The sequence below is a fragment of the Pseudomonas sp. TE21394 genome (genome assembly GCF_054057835.1).
On the sequence record NZ_JBSRZR010000001.1, the window covers coordinates 459,699 to 476,030 of the forward strand.

A 16,332-nucleotide genomic window follows, 5' to 3' on the forward strand; every position below is an offset into this window, starting at 1 on the left:
CGCTCCTACAGCGACCGTGCGAACCTGTAGATAGCCACTGCGCACGAACCACACAACGGCAGCGCTTGCGCGGTATCTGTAGGAGCGGCCTTGCGCCGCGATGGGGGCGAAGCGCCCCCAACCATCTCAAATCAAAGCACCGCCTTCGGATAAGAGCCCAGCACCTTCAGCGCCACAGCCTCCTGGCTGATCTGCTCGAGCACTGCCTTGATCAGCGGGTCACGGTGGTGGCCGACGAAGTCGATGAAGAACACGTAGGTCCACTTGCCACTGCGCGACGGACGGGTCTCGATACGGGTCAGGTCGATACCGTTCTGGTGGAACGGTACCAGCAACTCGTGCAAGGCACCCGGTTTGTTGCTCATCGACACGATGATCGAAGTCTTGTCGTCGCCGGTCGGCGGCACTTCCTGGTTGCCGATCATCAGGAAGCGCGTGGAGTTGTCCGGGCGGTCTTCGATCTTTTCGGCCAGACGGGTCAGGCCATACAGGTTGGCCGCCATGTCGCCGGCGATCGCCGCCGAGTTCCACTCGCCCTTGACCCGCTTGGCCGCCTCGGCATTGCTCGACACAGCCACGCGCTCCACGTTCGGGTAGTGCGCGTCCAGCCACTTGCGGCACTGGGCCAGCGACTGGGCGTGGGAGTAGATGCGGGTGATGCTGTCGGTCTTGGTGTTCTCGCCCACCAGCAGGTGGTGGTGGATCCGCAGCTCGACTTCGCCACAGATCACCATGTCGTGCTCGAGGAAGCTGTCCAGGGTATGGCTGACTGCGCCCTCGGTGGAGTTTTCCACCGGTACCACGCCAAAATTGACGGCACCGGCCGCCACTTCGCGGAATACTTCGTCGATGGCCGCCATCGGCCGGCTGATCACCGCGTGGCCGAAGTGCTTCATCGCCGCGGCCTGGGTGAAGGTGCCTTCAGGGCCCAGATAGGCGATTTTCAGCGGTTCTTCCAGGGCCAGGCACGACGACATGATCTCGCGGAACAGCCGCGCCATCTCTTCGTTGTCCAGCGGGCCCTTGTTGCGCTCCATCACGCGCTTGAGCACGGCGGCTTCACGCTCGGGGCGGTAGAACACCGGTTTTTCGCCTTCGGCCAGCGAGGCAGTCTTGACCTTGGCCACTTCCTGGGCGCAACGGGCACGTTCGCTGATCAGCTCGAGGATCTTCTCGTCGAGGCTGTCAATGCGAACGCGCAGCGCCTTCAGTTCGTGCTCGGACATCAGCCGTGCTCCTTCTCGAATTCGGCCATGTAGGCCACCAGGGCTTCCACCGCCTCGAGGCCCAGGGCGTTGTAGATGGAGGCGCGCATGCCGCCGACCGAACGGTGGCCCTTGAGGTTGAGCAGGCCACGGGCATCGGCGCCCGCGAGGAAGGCCTTGTCCAGGCGCTCGTCAGCCAGGCGGAACGGCACGTTCATCCACGACCTGGCGTTGTGGCTGATCGGGTTGGTGTAGAACGCGCTGCTGTCGATGAAGCCGTACAGGCGGTCTTTCTTGGCGCGGTTGCGCTGCTCCATGGCCTCGACGCCACCCTGCTCCTTCAGCCATTCGAAGACCAGGCCGGAGAGGTACCAGGAGTAGGTAGCCGGGGTGTTGTACATCGAGCCGTTGTCGGCCGCGATCTTGTAGTCGAGCATGGTCGGGCAGCTGCTGCGGGCGTGCCCCAGCAGGTCTTCGCGCACGATCACCACGATCAGGCCGCTTGGGCCGATGTTTTTCTGCGCGCCAGCGTAGATCAGGCCGTACTGCGACACATCGATCGGGCGCGAGAGGATGTCGGAGGACATGTCGACCACCAGCGGTACATCACCGGTCTCGGGCACCCAGTCGAACTGCAGGCCACCGATGGTCTCGTTGGACGCATAGTGCACGTACGCCGCGTTCCTGGTCAGCTTCCACTCGTTCTGGCCCGGGATGGCCAGGTAGTCGTATGGCTTGGCGCTGGCGGCGACGTTGACATTGCCGAAGCGGCGCGCTTCCTCGATGGCCTTTTTCGACCAGATGCCGGTCTCGATGTAGTCGGCGGTGCCGTTTTCCGGCAGCAGGTTCAGCGGGATTTCGGCGAACTGCTGGCTGGCGCCGCCCTGCAGGAACAGCACCTTGTAGTTGGAGGGGACGGACAGCAGGTCACGCAGGTCCTGCTCGGCCTTTTCGGCGATGGCCACGTAGTCGTCGCTGCGATGGCTCATTTCCATCACCGACAAGCCCTTGCCATGCCAATCCAGCATCTCGGCCTGCGCACGCTGCAGAACAGCGTCAGGAAGCGCAGCAGGGCCTGCGCAGAAGTTAAAGGCTCGTTTGCTCACATCCACTCTCGCTCTGCCAAATAGAACAAAATCTTTCCTGCTTTCATCAGGCAAACGGGGCGACCTTGGTCGCCCCGTTCGGGTTTAACGCTCGCTTACTCCTGCGGGGCCTCTTCAGCGCCAGCGGTTTCGTCGTTGTCTGGTGCTTCAGCCACGACGCCCTCCTCGTCCGTCTCGATCACATCATCGAGTTCGTCTTCGGACGGTTCCTGGATACGCTCCAGGCCTACGAGTGTCTCGTCATTGGCCAGCTTGATCAAGGTCACGCCCTGGGTGTTACGGCCCAGGCTGGAGACTTCGCCAACGCGGGTCCGCACCAGGGTGCCCTGGTCGGAGATCAGCATGATCTCCTCGCCTTCCTGCACCTGGATGGCGCCGATCAGCAGGCCGTTGCGCCCTTTGGTACCCATGGCGATCACACCCTGGCCACCACGGCCGCGACGCGGGAACTTGGACAGCGGGGTGCGCTTGCCAAAGCCACGCTCGGAGGCGGTGAGGATCTGCGCGCCGGACTCCGGGATCAGCATGGAGATGATCCGCTGGCCCTTGCCCAGCTTCATGCCCCGCACGCCACGGGCATTACGGCCCATTTCGCGCACCACGCTTTCCGCGAAGCGGATCACCTTGCCGGCGTCGGAGAACATCATGACTTCCTTGGCGCCGTCGGTGATGGCCGCAGCGATCAGGGTGTCACCTTCCTTCAGCTTCAGGGCGATCAGGCCATTGGAGCGCGGACGGGCGAACTGCACCAGCGGGGTCTTTTTCACGGTACCCGAAGCGGTGGCCATGAAGATGTAGGCGCCGGTCGGCTCGGCAACCCACTCAGGGGTGTCGCCGTCTTCTTCGTCGACTTCCTCGGCCTCGACCACTTCGCCTTCGAGCACGGTGTCTTCCGCGTCCTCCAGCTCTTCGTCAGCGCCAGCGCTCTGCTGCAGGGCCTCGAGGTCGATCTGCAGCATGGCGGTGATACGTTCACCCTCCTCCAGCGGCAGCAGGTTGACCATTGGGCGGCCGCGAGCGGCGCGGGAGGCTTCAGGTATGTCGTAGGTCTTCAGCCAGTACACCTTGCCCTTGCTGGAGAACAGCAACAGGGTGGCATGGCTGTTGGCGACCAGCAGGTGCTCGACGTAGTCCTCGTCCTTCACCCCGGTGGCCGACTTGCCTTTGCCGCCACGGCGCTGGGCCTGGTAGGCGGACAGCGGCTGGGTCTTGGCGTAGCCGCCATGGGAGATGGTCACCACGCGCTCTTCTTCCGGGATCATGTCGCCGTAGTTGAGGTCGTGGCGCGCATCGAGGATTTCGGTGCGGCGGGCATCGCCGTATTCGGCGCGGATCGCCTCCAGCTCTTCGCGGATCACTTCCATCAGGCGCTCGGCGCTGCTGAGGATGCGGATCAGTTCGCCGATCTGCTCGAGGATTTCCTGGTATTCGGCCAGCAGCTTCTCGTGCTCCAGGCCGGTCAGGCGGTGCAGGCGCAGGTCGAGAATGGCCTGGGCCTGCTCCGGCGACAGGTAATACTTGCCTTCACGCAGGCCGTATTGCTCGGGCAGGTCCTCGGGGCGGCAGGAATCGGCGCCGGCGCGCTCGACCATGACCTGCACGGCGCTCGACTCCCAGGCGGTGGACACCAGGGCTTCCTTGGCTTCGGACGGGGTCGGCGAGGCCTTGATCAGGGCAATGACCGGGTCGATGTTGGACAGCGCGACCGCCTGGCCTTCAAGGATATGGCCGCGCTCGCGGGCCTTGCGCAACTCGAACACGGTACGGCGGGTCACCACTTCGCGACGGTGACGGACGAACGCTTCGAGCAGGTCCTTGAGGTTGAGCAGGCGCGGACGGCCATCGACCAACGCGACGACGTTGATGCCGAACACGCTCTGCAGCTGGGTCTGCGAATACAGGTTGTTGAGCACCACCTCCGGCACCTCGCCGCGACGCAGCTCGATGACGATGCGCATGCCGTCCTTGTCCGACTCGTCGCGCAGCTCGGTGATACCTTCGATCTTCTTCTCTTTGACCAGCTCGGCGATCTTCTCGATCAGGCGCGCCTTGTTCAGCTGGTATGGCAGCTCGGTAACCACGATCTGCTGACGGCCGCCGGCCTTGTCGATGTCCTCGATTTCGGAACGGGCGCGCATGTAGATGCGGCCACGCCCGGTGCGGTAGGCCTCGATGATGCCCTGGCGGCCATTGATCAGGCCGGCGGTCGGGAAGTCCGGGCCGGGGATGTGCTGCATCAGCTCATCGATGGTGACATCCGGGTTGTCGATGAGCGCCAGGCAGCCGTCGATGACCTCGCCGAGGTTGTGCGGCGGAATGTTGGTCGCCATGCCCACGGCGATACCGCTGGAACCGTTGACCAGCAGGTTGGGAATACGGGTCGGCATGACCGCCGGGATCTGTTCGGTGCCGTCATAGTTGGGCACCCAGTCGACGGTTTCCTTGTGCAGGTCGGCCAGCAGTTCGTGGGCCAGCTTGGCCATGCGCACTTCGGTGTATCGCATGGCCGCAGCGTTGTCGCCGTCCACCGAACCGAAGTTGCCCTGACCGTCGACCAGCAGGTAGCGCAGCGAGAACGGCTGGGCCATACGCACTATGGTGTCGTAGACCGCGGTGTCGCCGTGCGGGTGATACTTACCGATCACGTCACCGACCACACGGGCGGATTTCTTGTACGGCTTGTTCCAGTCGTTGCCCAGTTCGCTCATCGCATAGAGGACGCGACGATGCACGGGCTTCAAGCCGTCACGCGCATCGGGCAGCGCCCGCCCGACAATCACGCTCATCGCGTAGTCGAGGTAGGACTGTCTCAGTTCGTCTTCGATATTGACCGGGAGGATTTCTTTGGCCAGTTCGCCCATGAGAAGCCTGATTCCTTTTTCTGGTGAAACTTCGCAGCTCCATCAAGGGCCGAACGAAGCTCGCCGCCGCAGCGCATAAGGGTGCGACGACTTACGACAAATCAATGAGTTGTGCCATGGATCTGCGCAATGAAGGCCGCCGTGATGGACGGTCCTGGAAACTGCCGGATGTTATCACAAAGGCGGGGGCGGTGGGGAGATGTGGCAGGCGGCCGCGAAGCGCTTTGAATCCGGAAATTTTACCGCCTGTGCCGGCCTCTTCGCGGGTAAGCCCGCTCCCACAGGTACACCACCGCCCTCAGGCCTTGTGCCATCCCTGTGGGAGCGGGTTTGACCGCGAAGAGGCCGGCACAGGCGCTACGAATATCAGTGAAGGCGCTTGCGGCACAGCAACTGCGCCAGCTTGGCGGTATCCGGCCGCTCGACGATGCCTCGCTCGGTCACGATCACGTCGATCAGGTCCGCCGGGGTCACGTCGAACACCGGGTTGAATACCTCGACATCCGCTGCGACCCGGGTGCCGCCAATGTCCAGCAGCTCGTCGGCCGCGCGCTCTTCCAGGGGGATGTCTTCGCCCGTGGCCAGGTTGAAGTCGATGCTGGTGCTCGGCGCCACCACCATGAAGCGCACCCCGTGGTGCATGGCGCTGACCGCCAGCTGGTAGGTGCCGATCTTGCCCGCCATGTCGCCATTGGCGGCCACGCAGTCAGCACCCACCACCACCCAGGTGATGCCCTTGGTCTTCATCAGATGAGCCAGCGCCGAGTCCGCGCACAGGGTCACCGGGATGCCTTCGTTGGCCAGCTCCCAGGCAGTCAGGCGCGAGCCCAGCAGCCAGGGACGGGTCTCGCCGGCGTATACCCGCTCGACCATGCCCTCCAGGTAACCGGCACGGATCACCCCCAGCGCGGTGCCGAAGCCGCCGCTGGCCAGAGCGCCGGCGTTGCCGTAGGTAAGCAGGGCCTGGGCGTTGCCCTGGTGGCGGCGGATCAGCTCGATGCCATGCTGGGCCATGGTCAGGTTGGCTTCTCGGTCGCTTTCGTGGATGGCCAATGCTTCAGCTTCCAGCGCCTCCAGCACATCTTCGTCCAGGCGCAGGCGCTGCAGGCGCTCGCGCATGCGGTTCAGCGCCCAGAACAGGTTGGCGGCGGTGGGGCGCGCCTCGGCCAGCAACAGGAAGTCCTCTTCCAGGTCCATTTCCCAGTCGCCGCCCTGGGCCAGGCGCTCTTCCACGGCCAACACCAGGCCGTAGGCCGCCGCGATGCCGATGGCCGAGGCGCCGCGAACGGCCATGTCACGGATCGCTGTAGCCACCTGCGCGACATTGTCGCAGGCCAGCCAGCGCTGTTCCGACGGCAGCAGGCGCTGGTCGAGCAGGTGCAAGACGCCGCCCTGCCAGCGGATCGCGGTCACCTTCTCCGCCGCCAAAAGTCGCTCGCGCATCGCCTCTCCCCGTCGTTCGGATATCAAAAGCCGGCGATTATAGCGACCCTCGGGGCCGAGCGCTCGGGTATACTCCGGCGCAATTTTGCGAAGTTTCAGAGGACTGTTCAATGAGCAACGTCGACCGCGCCGAAATTGCCAAGTTCGAAGCGCTGGCCCACCGTTGGTGGGACCGCGAAAGCGAGTTCAAGCCGCTGCATGAAATCAACCCGCTGCGCGTCAACTGGATCGACGAGCGCGCCAGCCTGGCCGGCAAGAAAGTGCTGGACGTGGGTTGCGGCGGCGGCATCCTCAGCGAGGCCATGGCCCTGCGCGGCGCCACGGTCACCGGCATCGACATGGGCGAGGCGCCGCTGGCGGTGGCCCAGCTGCACCAGCTGGAGTCGGGTGTGCAGGTGGAATACCGGCAGATCACCGCCGAAGCGCTGGCCGAGGAAATGCCCGAGCAATTCGATGTGGTCACCTGCCTGGAAATGCTCGAGCACGTGCCTGATCCGTCCTCGGTCATCCGCGCCTGCCATCGCATGGTCAAGCCTGGCGGCCAGGTATTCTTCTCCACCATCAACCGCAACCCCAAGGCCTATTTGCTGGCGATCGTCGGCGCAGAGTACATTCTGAAGATGCTGCCGCGCGGCACCCACGACTTCAAGAAGTTCATCCGCCCCTCCGAGCTGGGCGCCTGGAGCCGCGTTGCCGGGCTGCAGGTCAAGGACATCATCGGCCTGACCTACAACCCGCTGACCAAGCACTACAAGCTCAGCAGCGACGTGGACGTCAACTACATGATCCAGACCCTGCGCGAGGAATGAGGATGCGTTTGCAAGCGGTTCTCTTCGACATGGACGGCACCTTGCTCGACACGGCGCCGGACTTCATCGCCATCTGCCAGGCCATGCTCGCCGAGCGCGGCCTGCCGGCCATCGACGACCAGCGCATCCGTGGCGTGATTTCCGGTGGTGCCCGCGCCATGGTTGCCGCCACGTTCGCCATCAGCCCCGAGGCCGAAGGCTTCGAGGCGCTGCGCCTGGAGTTTCTCGAGCGTTACCAGCGCAACTGCGCGGTACACAGCAAGCTGTTCGACGGCATGGCCGAGCTGCTGGCCGATATCGAGAAAGGCAACCTGCTGTGGGGAGTGGTCACCAACAAGCCGGTGCGCTTCGCCGAGCCGATCATGCAGCAGCTGGGCCTGGCCGAGCGTTCGGCACTGCTGATCTGCCCGGACCATGTGAAAAACAGCAAGCCCGACCCGGAGCCGCTGATCCTGGCCTGCAAGACCCTGAACCTGGACCCGGCCAGCGTCCTGTTCGTCGGCGACGACCTGCGCGACATCGAGTCCGGCCGCGATGCGGGCACCCGTACGGCGGCGGTGCGCTACGGCTATATTCACCCAGAGGACAACCCCAACAACTGGGGCGCCGACGTGGTGGTGGACCACCCGCTGGAGCTGCGCAAAGTGATCGACAGCGCGCTGTGCGGCTGCTGAACCCCGACTGATGCGCCGGGCGCCGCCCCTTTGGGAGCAGGTCGCCCGCACGAACCCGAAGGACAGGACAATGTTCGACTACACCGCCCGCCCCGACCTGCTGCAAGGCCGGGTGATCCTGGTTACCGGTGCCGGCCGCGGCATCGGCGCCGCCGCCGCCAAGGCCTACGCCGCACTGGGTGCTACCGTGCTGTTGCTGGGCAAGACCGAGGCCAACCTCAACGAGGTCTACGACCAGATCGAAGCTGCCGGCCACCCGCAACCGGTGGTCATCCCGTTCAACCTGGAAACCGCCCTGCCCCACCAGTACGACGAACTGGCGGTGATGATCGAGGAGCAGTTCGGCCGCCTCGACGGCCTGCTCAACAACGCATCGATCATCGGCCCGCGGACGCCGCTGGAGCAGTTGTCGGGTGACAATTTCATGCGCGTAATGCACATCAACGTCAACGCCACGTTCATGCTTACCAGCACCCTGCTGCCGCTGCTCAAGCTGTCGGAAGACGCTTCGGTGGTATTCACCAGCAGCAGCGTCGGGCGCAAGGGCCGGGCCTACTGGGGCGCTTATGGCGTGTCGAAATTCGCCACCGAGGGCCTGATGCAGACGCTGGCCGACGAACTGGACGGCGTGGCGCCAGTGCGTTCGAACAGCATCAACCCGGGCGCCACGCGCACAGCGATGCGCGCCCAGGCGTACCCCAGCGAGGACCCGCAGAACAACCCACTGCCGGAAGCCATCATGCCGCTGTACCTGTACCTGATGGGGCCGGACAGCAAAGGGGTTAACGGGCAGGCGTTCGACGCCCAGTAGGGCTCGGGATTGCCGGGCTGCCTTGCAGCCATCGCGACACAAGGCCGGTCCTGCAGGGTTCGCCCCCTGCAGAACCGGCCTTGCCGCAATGGCTGCGAAGCGGCCTTCGGGCCTTACCCCGCGACCAACGCCGGGCGCATGCGCCCCTGCTGGCGACCTTCCAGCTGCATGCAGCGCTCCAGGAACAGGTACATGCAGTCATAGCTCTTGCATATCGCCCTGCGCAACTCGGTGCGCAGTCCCAGGGTCGGGTTCTCGCCGGCCAGGGTACAGATGATCTCCAGCGCCTCCCACGGGTGCGCGTCGTCATACTGGGCATGCATCTTCAGCCACTTCATCGCCCGCTTGCGCTCATCCTCCGCAAAGCCCAACGCATAGGTGTCGGTCGAACACACCACCGCCGACCACTCTCCGGTCGCGCCTTCGATCGCGTAGTTGGTCGCCGCCATGGAGATCGCCAGGTTTTCGGTGAAACACACGCGCCAGCACCAGTCGTTCAGGCCATTCAGCTCGGGCGGTACGTTCTGTGCCTGCAATTCATGCAAGTGCACGCCATGCGCCTGGGCCCAGCTTACCCAATAGTCGGCATGGTTGAGTTCGACGCGGATATTGCGCATCAACCAGCGCCGCGCCATATCCTCACCCTGATGCCGGCCATAGCGGGTCTTGGTCAGGTTGTGCGCCATGTACAGCGAAAACTGCTCCACCACCGGCCAACCACCGATCAGGTACTGACGAATGGTCGATTGCTTCAGCTGACCATCACGCAACCGCGCGTAGAACTCGTGTTCCACGACCCGGCGCTTGCTTTCGCGGCAATCCTCAATCAGTTGCTGGGCCCATTGAGGGTAGCTGGCAGGGTCCATCAGAGGGCCGATACGAACGAATGCATCAATCACTTTGAGCTCCTTGATCCTTGCGATCACTAGCTAACGAAACGTGCCAGGTGCCCGCTGCAACAGAGGCCGGGTGGCGATCCGTTGGCGCTGCAGACTGTCACAGGTGAACACCTGGGGGCGTTCAATCAGGTAGCCCTGGGCGTAATCAACGCCAATCTCCTGCAAGGCCTGCTCGATCAAGGGTGTTTCGACGAACTCGGCAATGGTGCGCTTGCCCATTACATGACCGATGTGATTGATGACCTCGACCATTGCCCGGTTGACCGGGTCGTCGAGCATGTCCTTGACGAAACTCCCGTCGATCTTCAGGTAATCCACGGGCAAATGCTTGAGGTAGGCGAACGATGACATGCCAGCGCAGAAGTCATCGAGCGAGAAGCGACAGCCCAGCCCCTTCAATTCGTTGATGAAGCGGATGGCACTGCCGAGGTTGGCAATCGCACTGGTTTCGGTGATTTCGAAGCAGATCATCCGCGGCGGGATGGCATATTCGACGAACAGCCGCTGCAGGTATTCGAGGAACTTGTCGTCGCCGATGCTCGACCCCGACAAGTTGATCGCACAGATCGACAGCGGCCCTTCCCGCTCCTGGTCCAGGCACTGGCGGATGACCAGGAACACATTGCGCACTACCCAACGATCCAGCGCAGTCATCAGGCCATAGCGTTCGGCCGCCGGGATGAAGCTGTTGGGCAGGATGGTGCGACCGCTTTCGTCGTGCAGGCGCAACAGGATTTCGATGTGGCCCGGCCCTTCGAAGCTTTTCAGCGGGGCGATTTCCTGGGCGTACAGGCAGAAGCGGTTTTCTTCCAGCGCCACATGCAAACGCTGGATCCAGGCCATTTCGCCAAAGCGCATGGACAGCTCGCTGTCGTCGGCATGGTACACCTGCACCCGGTTGCGGCCCTTCTCCTTGGCCATGTAGCAGGCCATGTCGGCCGCGCGCAGCGAGGCCTCCAGAGTACCGGGGGCCTGGGCCATGTGCACCAGGCCGATGCTGACGGTGGTGACGAACGGCCGGCCCTTCCAGACGAAGTGCAGGCTCTGCACCAACTGGCGCAACTGCTCGGCAATCCGTTCAGCCTGGTCGGGCGGGCAACTTTCCAGCAGCACGCCGAATTCGTCACCGCCCAGGCGGGCCAGGGTGTCGCCTTCACGCAAACCAGACTGCAGCACGGCACAGATGTGCCGCAGCAATTCATCGCCAGCGGCATGCCCACAGGTGTCGTTGACCAGTTTGAACTGGTCGAGGTCGAGGAACATCAGCGAATGCCGCCCGGCCTGGCGCGCCAGATCATTGAGCGCCTGCTCCAGACGGTATTCGAACTCGCGACGGTTGGCCAGCCCGGTCAGGGCGTCGTGGGTGGCCTGCCAGGACAGGTTGGCGATGTACTGGCGTTCCTGGGTCATGTCATGCAGCACCAGCACGATGCCGCTGACCTGGCCGTCATTGACGATGGGCGAACCGACCAGGTTGATCGACACGGTACTGCCGTCCAGGCGCTGGATCAGCCGGGCATGCTCGGCGCCGCCCTTGAGGCTGCCGCTGAGTACCTGCTCGACCAGGCTGCGGCCATCCTCTGCGGCCTGCTCGTCCACCAAACTGAACAATGCCGACAACGGCAGGCCCTGGGCCTGGGCCGCCTGCCAGTGGGTCAGTTGTTCGGCGGCAGGGTTCATGTAGCCGATACTGCCTTCCACATCAGCGGTGATCACTGCGTCGCCGATGGCCTGCAAGGTAATTTGCGCGCGCTCTTTTTCTACCTGCAGGGCACTGGCAAAGGCCTCGCGCTGGGCCAGCAGCTTGCTGGAGCGGCGCCAGGCAATGGCAATCAGAAACAGTGCGGTCACCAGGTTGGTGATCAGCAGCACCCGCAACACCATGCGCGAGCCTTCGCCCAGGGCATCGCTGAATGCCTTGGCAGCCGGGGTCACGCCCTCGTTGATGGTGACGATGCGCGCCTTCCATTCGCTGACCGTACGCGCGTCTACCGGGCCAGCGGCAAACCTGCTGCGCATTTCGACGGCGAGCAGGTCCAGCCTGGCCAGGTAGTCGTCGCCGATATTCCAATAGTCGATCGCCGTCTGCATGTAGCTGAGGTTGCGAAAGTTGCGATAGAACCAGATGATCCGTTCGACATCGTCGGGATGATTGCCGCCTTGCAGCACGGCCTGGCGCGCGGCGTCCAGGTCGGGAACGGGCTGGTCGAGCAGCTCGCGCACGCGCTGGTCGCCCTGGGGTACGGTGATCGCCTGGCGATAGCGCTGGTAGGTACTGTCGTCGCGGGTCTCGGCGTACAGGTCGAGGTAATAGATGGCGTCTTTCTGCGCCTTGGACCACAGGCTTTCACCCGCGACATAGGCGCGCACGGCCGATAGCGCATAGAAACTGACGCTGCCCAGGGCCACCTGGAAGACCACAACGGCGATGAAGGGCCAGGTGATGCCGAGCAGCTTTGGCGCTTCTAGAGTGCGATGTCCCTTCATGGAGTCCCTGTCACAGAGCAGATAAGGCGCAGATCAACCCAGACAAGCACAGCGTAGGCCATATGCCATCGCTGTGGTGGGGTTTTTCATGACAGAAGATCGACGAATTTGTATAAGTTCAACTTTGTTGCAGGTGCCCATAAAGCTTGGCATACAACCCACCTTCTGCAATCAGCTGCTGGTGGTCTCCATCCTCTGCCACGTGCCCGCCATCGAACACCAGCACCCGGTCGGCCTGCTTCACTGCCGACAGGCGGTGGGCGATGATCAAGGTGGTGCGGCCGCTGAGAAAACGCGCCAGGGCCTGGTGCAGGTTGTACTCGGTGGCGGCATCCAGGGCCGAGGTCGCTTCGTCGAGGATCACCACCTTGGGCTCGGCCAGCACCATGCGGGCAATCGCCAGGCGCTGACGCTGGCCACCGGACAAACGCACGCCGGAACGCCCCAGCACGCTGTCCAGGCCCTGCGGCAAGGCGGCGATAGTGGCATCCAGCTGGGCGATGTGCAGCGCCTGCCAGCACGCCTCGTCACTGCAATCGCGGCCCATGGTCAGGTTGGCGCGCACGCTGTCGTTGAACAACGACGGGTGCTGCAACACCACCGCAACGTTTTCGCGCAGGGTTTCAAGGCCGATTTCCTGCAAGCTGGCACCGCCGAAGCGGATGGTGCCGGCCTGGGCGCTATAAAGGCCCAGCAACAGTTGCACCAGGGTGCTCTTGCCACCGCCACTGGCGCCGACGATCGCTACCTTCTCGCCCGCAGCAATGGACAGGTCGAGGTGCTCGAGGACCGGCTCTTCGGCATAGGCAAAGCGCAGGTCACGCACTTCGATGCCGACCGTCTGGCGGCCGGCGAACGGGTCGCTGGCGGCCGCGTACTGCGGCTCGTCGGCACGCGCCAGCAGCTCGTTGAGACGGCTGAGCGCAGCGCCGGCGGCATAGTAGGCATATTGCAGGTTGAGCAGTTGCTCTACCGGGCCGATCATGAACCACAGGTAGCTGAACACCGCCAGCATCTGGCCGATCGAGAGGTCGGAGAACAGCACGGTGAGCATCGCTGCGGCGCGAAAGATATCGATACCGAACTGGAACAGCAGGCCACTGGCGCGGCTACTGGCGTCGCTTTTCCATTGCGAGTCAACGGCATAGTCGCGCACTTCGCGGGCGCGCAGGCCGAGGCGCCCGAGGAAATAGCCCTGGCGGTTGCCGGCACGGATTTCCTGGATGGCATCGAGGGTTTCCGCCAGCGCCTGGGTGAACCGTGCGGTACTGTCGTTCTCGAGCTTTTTCAGGTGCTTGACGCGTTTGCCCAATTGCACGGTGAAGTAGATGACCAGCGGGTTGAACAGCAGGATCAGCAAGGCCAGCTGCCAGTGCATCCAGATCAGGATGGCCGCGGTGCCGGTCAGGGTCAGCATGGCCACCAGGAAGCGGCTGAGGGTTTCGCCGACAAACTTGTCGAGGGTGTCCAGGTCGGTGACCAGGTGGGTGGTCACCGTGCCGCTGCCGAGGCTTTCGTATTCTTTCAGCGAAATGCGCTTCAGCCGCTCGATAAGGCGAACGCGCAGGCGGTAGACGATGTCCTTGGCCAAGCCGGCAAACAACCTGGCCTGGGTCACGTTGAACGCCAGGGCGGCAAGGCGCAGGCACAGGGTCAGCAACAACATCAGGCCAATGTAGCCGGCTGCCACCTGCCAGCTGGACGGCAGCAGGTGGTTCATCCACTTCAGCGCGGCATCGCCCTGGCCCAGCAGCACTTCGTCCACCAGCAGCGGCAGCAGCAACGGGATGGGCACGCTGCAGCAGGCTGCCAGCACGGCGATGAGGTTGGCAGACCAGAGGTTCTTCTTGTGATGCAGGGCCAGGCGGCGGATTTCCGCCCAGCTCAGCCTGTCAGCCGCAGTGCTGGGCTTGCCCGGCACCGGGTCGGGTGAGCCGGGCAGATCAAGCACAGGCAGCCTGCTGCAGCCAACGGCCGAGCAAAGGTTGCAGGTGTTCCAGCGGCTGGTAGCCGTTGGTCAGCAAGGCGAGTTGGCCGTTGCGCTCGGCCAGCAAGGTCGGGAAGCCGGCGATGCCGAGGTCCTGTGCCCAGGCGAAATCGGCCGCCGTGGCGGAGCGGGTATCAGCACGGGCGAAGGCTTCGGCGAACACGGCTCGGTCGAAGCCCGCCTGCTCGGCCAGCTCTACCAGCTGCGGCGCAGTGGTCACATCCCTGCCCTGCTCGTAGAAGGCGCGCTGGATCGACGCCAGCAGCGGCCAGACACGTTCGGCATCCAGCTCGCGGGCAGTGACCAGGGCCCGGCAGGCCGGCTCGGTGTCATAGACGAAGCCGTCGGGCATGGCCCCTTCGAAGCGGAACGGCTGGCCAGTGGCTTCGGCCACCGCCTGCCAATGTTCGAGAATGTACTTGCGGGTGGCGCTGTCCAGGGGGCTGCCACCGGTGCGCAAGCCGCCAGTGACCAGACGAGTGGGCACGCCGGCTTCACGCGCCTGAGCGATCAGGGCCTCGGCCACGGGTGCGAAGCCCCAGCACCAGGAGCACATCGGGTCCATCACATAGATCAGGCGCGCGGACATCATCAAGCCTCGGCTTTGTAGTTGTAACCGATCGGGTGCGGCAGGTTGCGGGCCTTGGCCAGCTCGATCTGCTTCTGCCGGTCGATGGCGCTACGCCGGGTCTTCTCGCTCAGGGTGTCCCAGCAATGCGGGCAGCTGACCCCTGGCGAATAGTGCTCGGACGCGCGCTCCTCTGCATTGATCGGATGGCGGCAGGCGTGACACTGGTCGTATTCGCCCTCGCTCAGGTCATGGCGCACCGTGACCCGGTTGTCGAAGACGAAGCAGTCGCCGTCCCACAGGCTTTCTTCCTGAGGTACTTCCTCGAAGTATTTCAGGATTCCGCCCTTAAGATGATAGACCGCCTCGAAGCCTTCACCGAGCATGTAGCTGGAGGCTTTTTCGCAACGGATGCCACCGGTGCAGAACATGGCAACCTTCTTGTGCTTGCTGGGGTCGAAGTTGGCCTTGATGTAGTCGGGGAACTCGCGGAAGGTCTCGGTCTTCGGATCGATGGCGCCCTTGAAAGTGCCGATGGCCACTTCGTAATCGTTGCGGGTGTCGATCAGCAGCACTTCCGGGTCGCTGATCAGCGCGTTCCAGTCCTTGGGCTCGACGTAGGTGCCGACGGCCTTGTTGGGGTCCACGCCGGGTACACCGAGGGTGACGATCTCTTTCTTGAGCTTGACCTTGGTACGGTAGAACGGCTGTTCGTCGCAGTACGATTCCTTGTGGTCGACATCGGCCAGGCGCGGGTCGTTGCGCAGCCAGGCCAGCAGGCCGTCGATGCCTTCGCGGGTGGCCGAGACAGTGCCGTTGATGCCCTCGTGGGCCAGCAGCAGGGTGCCTTTGACGTTGTTGTCGAGCATGGTCTTGAGCAGCGGTTCACGCAGCTCGACGTAGTCTTCCAGGGTGACGAACTTGTACAACGCCGCGACGACGATGGGTTGGGACATGACGCAGAATCTCCAGGTGGTTGCCCTCGTAAGGGGCGGACCGGGTTTGACAGTGTGACAAAAAAACAGGGGCCGCCTTGCGCCCCATTCGCGGCACAAGGCCGCTCCTACAGGGGAATGCACCAGCCGACGGGCTGCGCTATCCCTGTAGGAGCGGCCTTGTGCCGCGAATGGGCCGCAAAGCGGCCTCCGGAGTGCTGCAGATTCTACCAGAACAACAGAATGGTTTCAGTGCCCGCCGCCCGCGCACACCGGCGAAGCCGGTGCCACGCCGACCTTGGCCCACTCCTCGGCTGTGTAGGTATGGATGGCCAGGGCATGGATCTCGCCCATCAGCTCACCCATGGTGGCGTACACCTTCTGGTGACGCTTGACGCTGTTCAACCCGGCAAACTGCTCGCTGACGATCACTGCCTTGTAGTGGGTCTCCTGACCACGACTGTGCATGTGGCTTTCGTTGAGCACTTGCAGGTGTTGCGGCGCCAGGGCGGCCAGCTGTTGTTCGATGCGCTGCTGCATGGTCATC

Annotated in this window: 13 protein-coding genes; 3 read left to right on the forward strand and 10 right to left on the reverse strand. The window is 63.7% G+C overall.

Features of this window, described 5'->3' with window-relative positions:
* Window positions 1-131: 131 nt before the first annotated feature.
* The 4 genes from pheA to mtnA all read right to left on the reverse strand — a co-directional run bounded on the left by pheA (window position 132) and on the right by mtnA (window position 6,615).
* Window positions 132-1,226 (reverse strand): prephenate dehydratase, encoded by a 1,095-nt coding sequence (gene pheA, locus ACVWZT_RS02110; protein WP_013971453.1) that lies wholly within the window; start codon window positions 1,224-1,226, stop codon window positions 132-134.
* Window positions 1,226-2,311 (reverse strand): 3-phosphoserine/phosphohydroxythreonine transaminase, encoded by a 1,086-nt coding sequence (gene serC / locus ACVWZT_RS02115; RefSeq protein ID WP_457467945.1) that lies wholly within the window; start codon window positions 2,309-2,311, stop codon window positions 1,226-1,228. The genes pheA and serC overlap by 1 nt, the downstream gene beginning before the upstream one ends.
* Before the next feature lie 95 nt (window positions 2,312-2,406).
* Window positions 2,407-5,172, reverse strand: a complete 2,766-nt coding sequence (gene gyrA, locus ACVWZT_RS02120; RefSeq protein ID WP_296235444.1) for a DNA gyrase subunit A — start codon at window positions 5,170-5,172, stop codon at window positions 2,407-2,409.
* A gap of 366 nt (window positions 5,173-5,538) precedes the next feature.
* Entirely contained in the window at window positions 5,539-6,615 is a 1,077-nt protein-coding gene (gene mtnA, locus ACVWZT_RS02125; protein ID WP_457467947.1) for an S-methyl-5-thioribose-1-phosphate isomerase, read from the reverse strand.
* Between the two features lie 110 nt (window positions 6,616-6,725).
* On the opposite strand from mtnA, the gene ubiG reads away from it, so the two are divergent.
* The 3 genes from ubiG to ACVWZT_RS02140 all read left to right on the forward strand — a co-directional run bounded on the left by ubiG (window position 6,726) and on the right by ACVWZT_RS02140 (window position 8,909).
* Entirely contained in the window at window positions 6,726-7,424 is a 699-nt protein-coding gene (ubiG, locus tag ACVWZT_RS02130) for a bifunctional 2-polyprenyl-6-hydroxyphenol methylase/3-demethylubiquinol 3-O-methyltransferase UbiG (RefSeq protein WP_296235446.1), read from the forward strand.
* Window positions 7,425-7,426: 2 nt separating this feature from the next.
* Window positions 7,427-8,098, forward strand: a complete 672-nt coding sequence (gene mupP / locus ACVWZT_RS02135; RefSeq protein WP_296235447.1) for an N-acetylmuramic acid 6-phosphate phosphatase MupP — start codon at window positions 7,427-7,429, stop codon at window positions 8,096-8,098.
* Between the two features lie 70 nt (window positions 8,099-8,168).
* Window positions 8,169-8,909, forward strand: coding sequence for a YciK family oxidoreductase (locus ACVWZT_RS02140; RefSeq protein WP_457467949.1), 741 nt, complete (start codon window positions 8,169-8,171; stop codon window positions 8,907-8,909).
* Window positions 8,910-9,022: 113 nt separating this feature from the next.
* On the opposite strand, the gene ACVWZT_RS02145 is transcribed toward ACVWZT_RS02140, so the two are convergent.
* The 6 genes from ACVWZT_RS02145 to ACVWZT_RS02170 all read right to left on the reverse strand — a co-directional run bounded on the left by ACVWZT_RS02145 (window position 9,023) and on the right by ACVWZT_RS02170 (window position 16,331).
* On the reverse strand, window positions 9,023-9,808 hold the full coding sequence (locus ACVWZT_RS02145) for a TenA family transcriptional regulator (RefSeq protein WP_296235449.1): 786 nt from the start codon (window positions 9,806-9,808) through the stop codon (window positions 9,023-9,025).
* 30 nt (window positions 9,809-9,838) lie between these two features.
* Window positions 9,839-12,295, reverse strand: coding sequence for an EAL domain-containing protein (locus ACVWZT_RS02150; protein ID WP_457467952.1), 2,457 nt, complete (start codon window positions 12,293-12,295; stop codon window positions 9,839-9,841).
* Between the two features lie 118 nt (window positions 12,296-12,413).
* Window positions 12,414-14,246 (reverse strand): ABC transporter ATP-binding protein, encoded by a 1,833-nt coding sequence (locus ACVWZT_RS02155; protein WP_457467953.1) that lies wholly within the window; start codon window positions 14,244-14,246, stop codon window positions 12,414-12,416.
* A complete protein-coding gene (locus ACVWZT_RS02160; RefSeq protein WP_296235456.1) occupies window positions 14,239-14,871 on the reverse strand; it encodes a DsbA family protein in 633 nt (210 codons plus the stop codon). The genes ACVWZT_RS02155 and ACVWZT_RS02160 overlap by 8 nt, the downstream gene beginning before the upstream one ends.
* Before the next feature lie 2 nt (window positions 14,872-14,873).
* Window positions 14,874-15,806: an oxygen-dependent tRNA uridine(34) hydroxylase TrhO gene (gene trhO / locus ACVWZT_RS02165; protein ID WP_225776762.1), complete on the reverse strand. Its 933-nt coding sequence runs from the start codon at window positions 15,804-15,806 to the stop codon at window positions 14,874-14,876.
* Window positions 15,807-16,034: 228 nt separating this feature from the next.
* Window positions 16,035-16,331, reverse strand: a complete 297-nt coding sequence (locus ACVWZT_RS02170) for a BolA family protein (RefSeq protein ID WP_003252644.1) — start codon at window positions 16,329-16,331, stop codon at window positions 16,035-16,037.
* Between the last annotated feature and the right edge of the window lies 1 nt (window position 16,332).

Bases quoted from the DNA above. Each gene is read 5' to 3' on its own strand.
- mtnA (WP_457467947.1), bottom strand. From the start codon at position 6,615: ATGCGCGAGCGACTTTTGGCGGCGGAGAAGGTGACCGCGATCCGCTGG.
- ACVWZT_RS02140 (WP_457467949.1), top strand. From the start codon at position 8,169: ATGTTCGACTACACCGCCCGCCCCGACCTGCTGCAAGGCCGGGTGATC.
- trhO (WP_225776762.1), bottom strand. From the start codon at position 15,806: ATGTCCCAACCCATCGTCGTCGCGGCGTTGTACAAGTTCGTCACCCTG.
- mupP (WP_296235447.1), top strand. From the start codon at position 7,427: ATGCGTTTGCAAGCGGTTCTCTTCGACATGGACGGCACCTTGCTCGAC.
- ACVWZT_RS02160 (WP_296235456.1), bottom strand. From the start codon at position 14,871: ATGTCCGCGCGCCTGATCTATGTGATGGACCCGATGTGCTCCTGGTGC.
- ACVWZT_RS02150 (WP_457467952.1), bottom strand. From the start codon at position 12,295: ATGAAGGGACATCGCACTCTAGAAGCGCCAAAGCTGCTCGGCATCACC.
- ACVWZT_RS02170 (WP_003252644.1), bottom strand. From the start codon at position 16,331: ATGACCATGCAGCAGCGCATCGAACAACAGCTGGCCGCCCTGGCGCCG.
- pheA (WP_013971453.1), bottom strand. From the start codon at position 1,226: ATGTCCGAGCACGAACTGAAGGCGCTGCGCGTTCGCATTGACAGCCTC.
- ubiG (WP_296235446.1), top strand. From the start codon at position 6,726: ATGAGCAACGTCGACCGCGCCGAAATTGCCAAGTTCGAAGCGCTGGCC.
- gyrA (WP_296235444.1), bottom strand. From the start codon at position 5,172: ATGGGCGAACTGGCCAAAGAAATCCTCCCGGTCAATATCGAAGACGAA.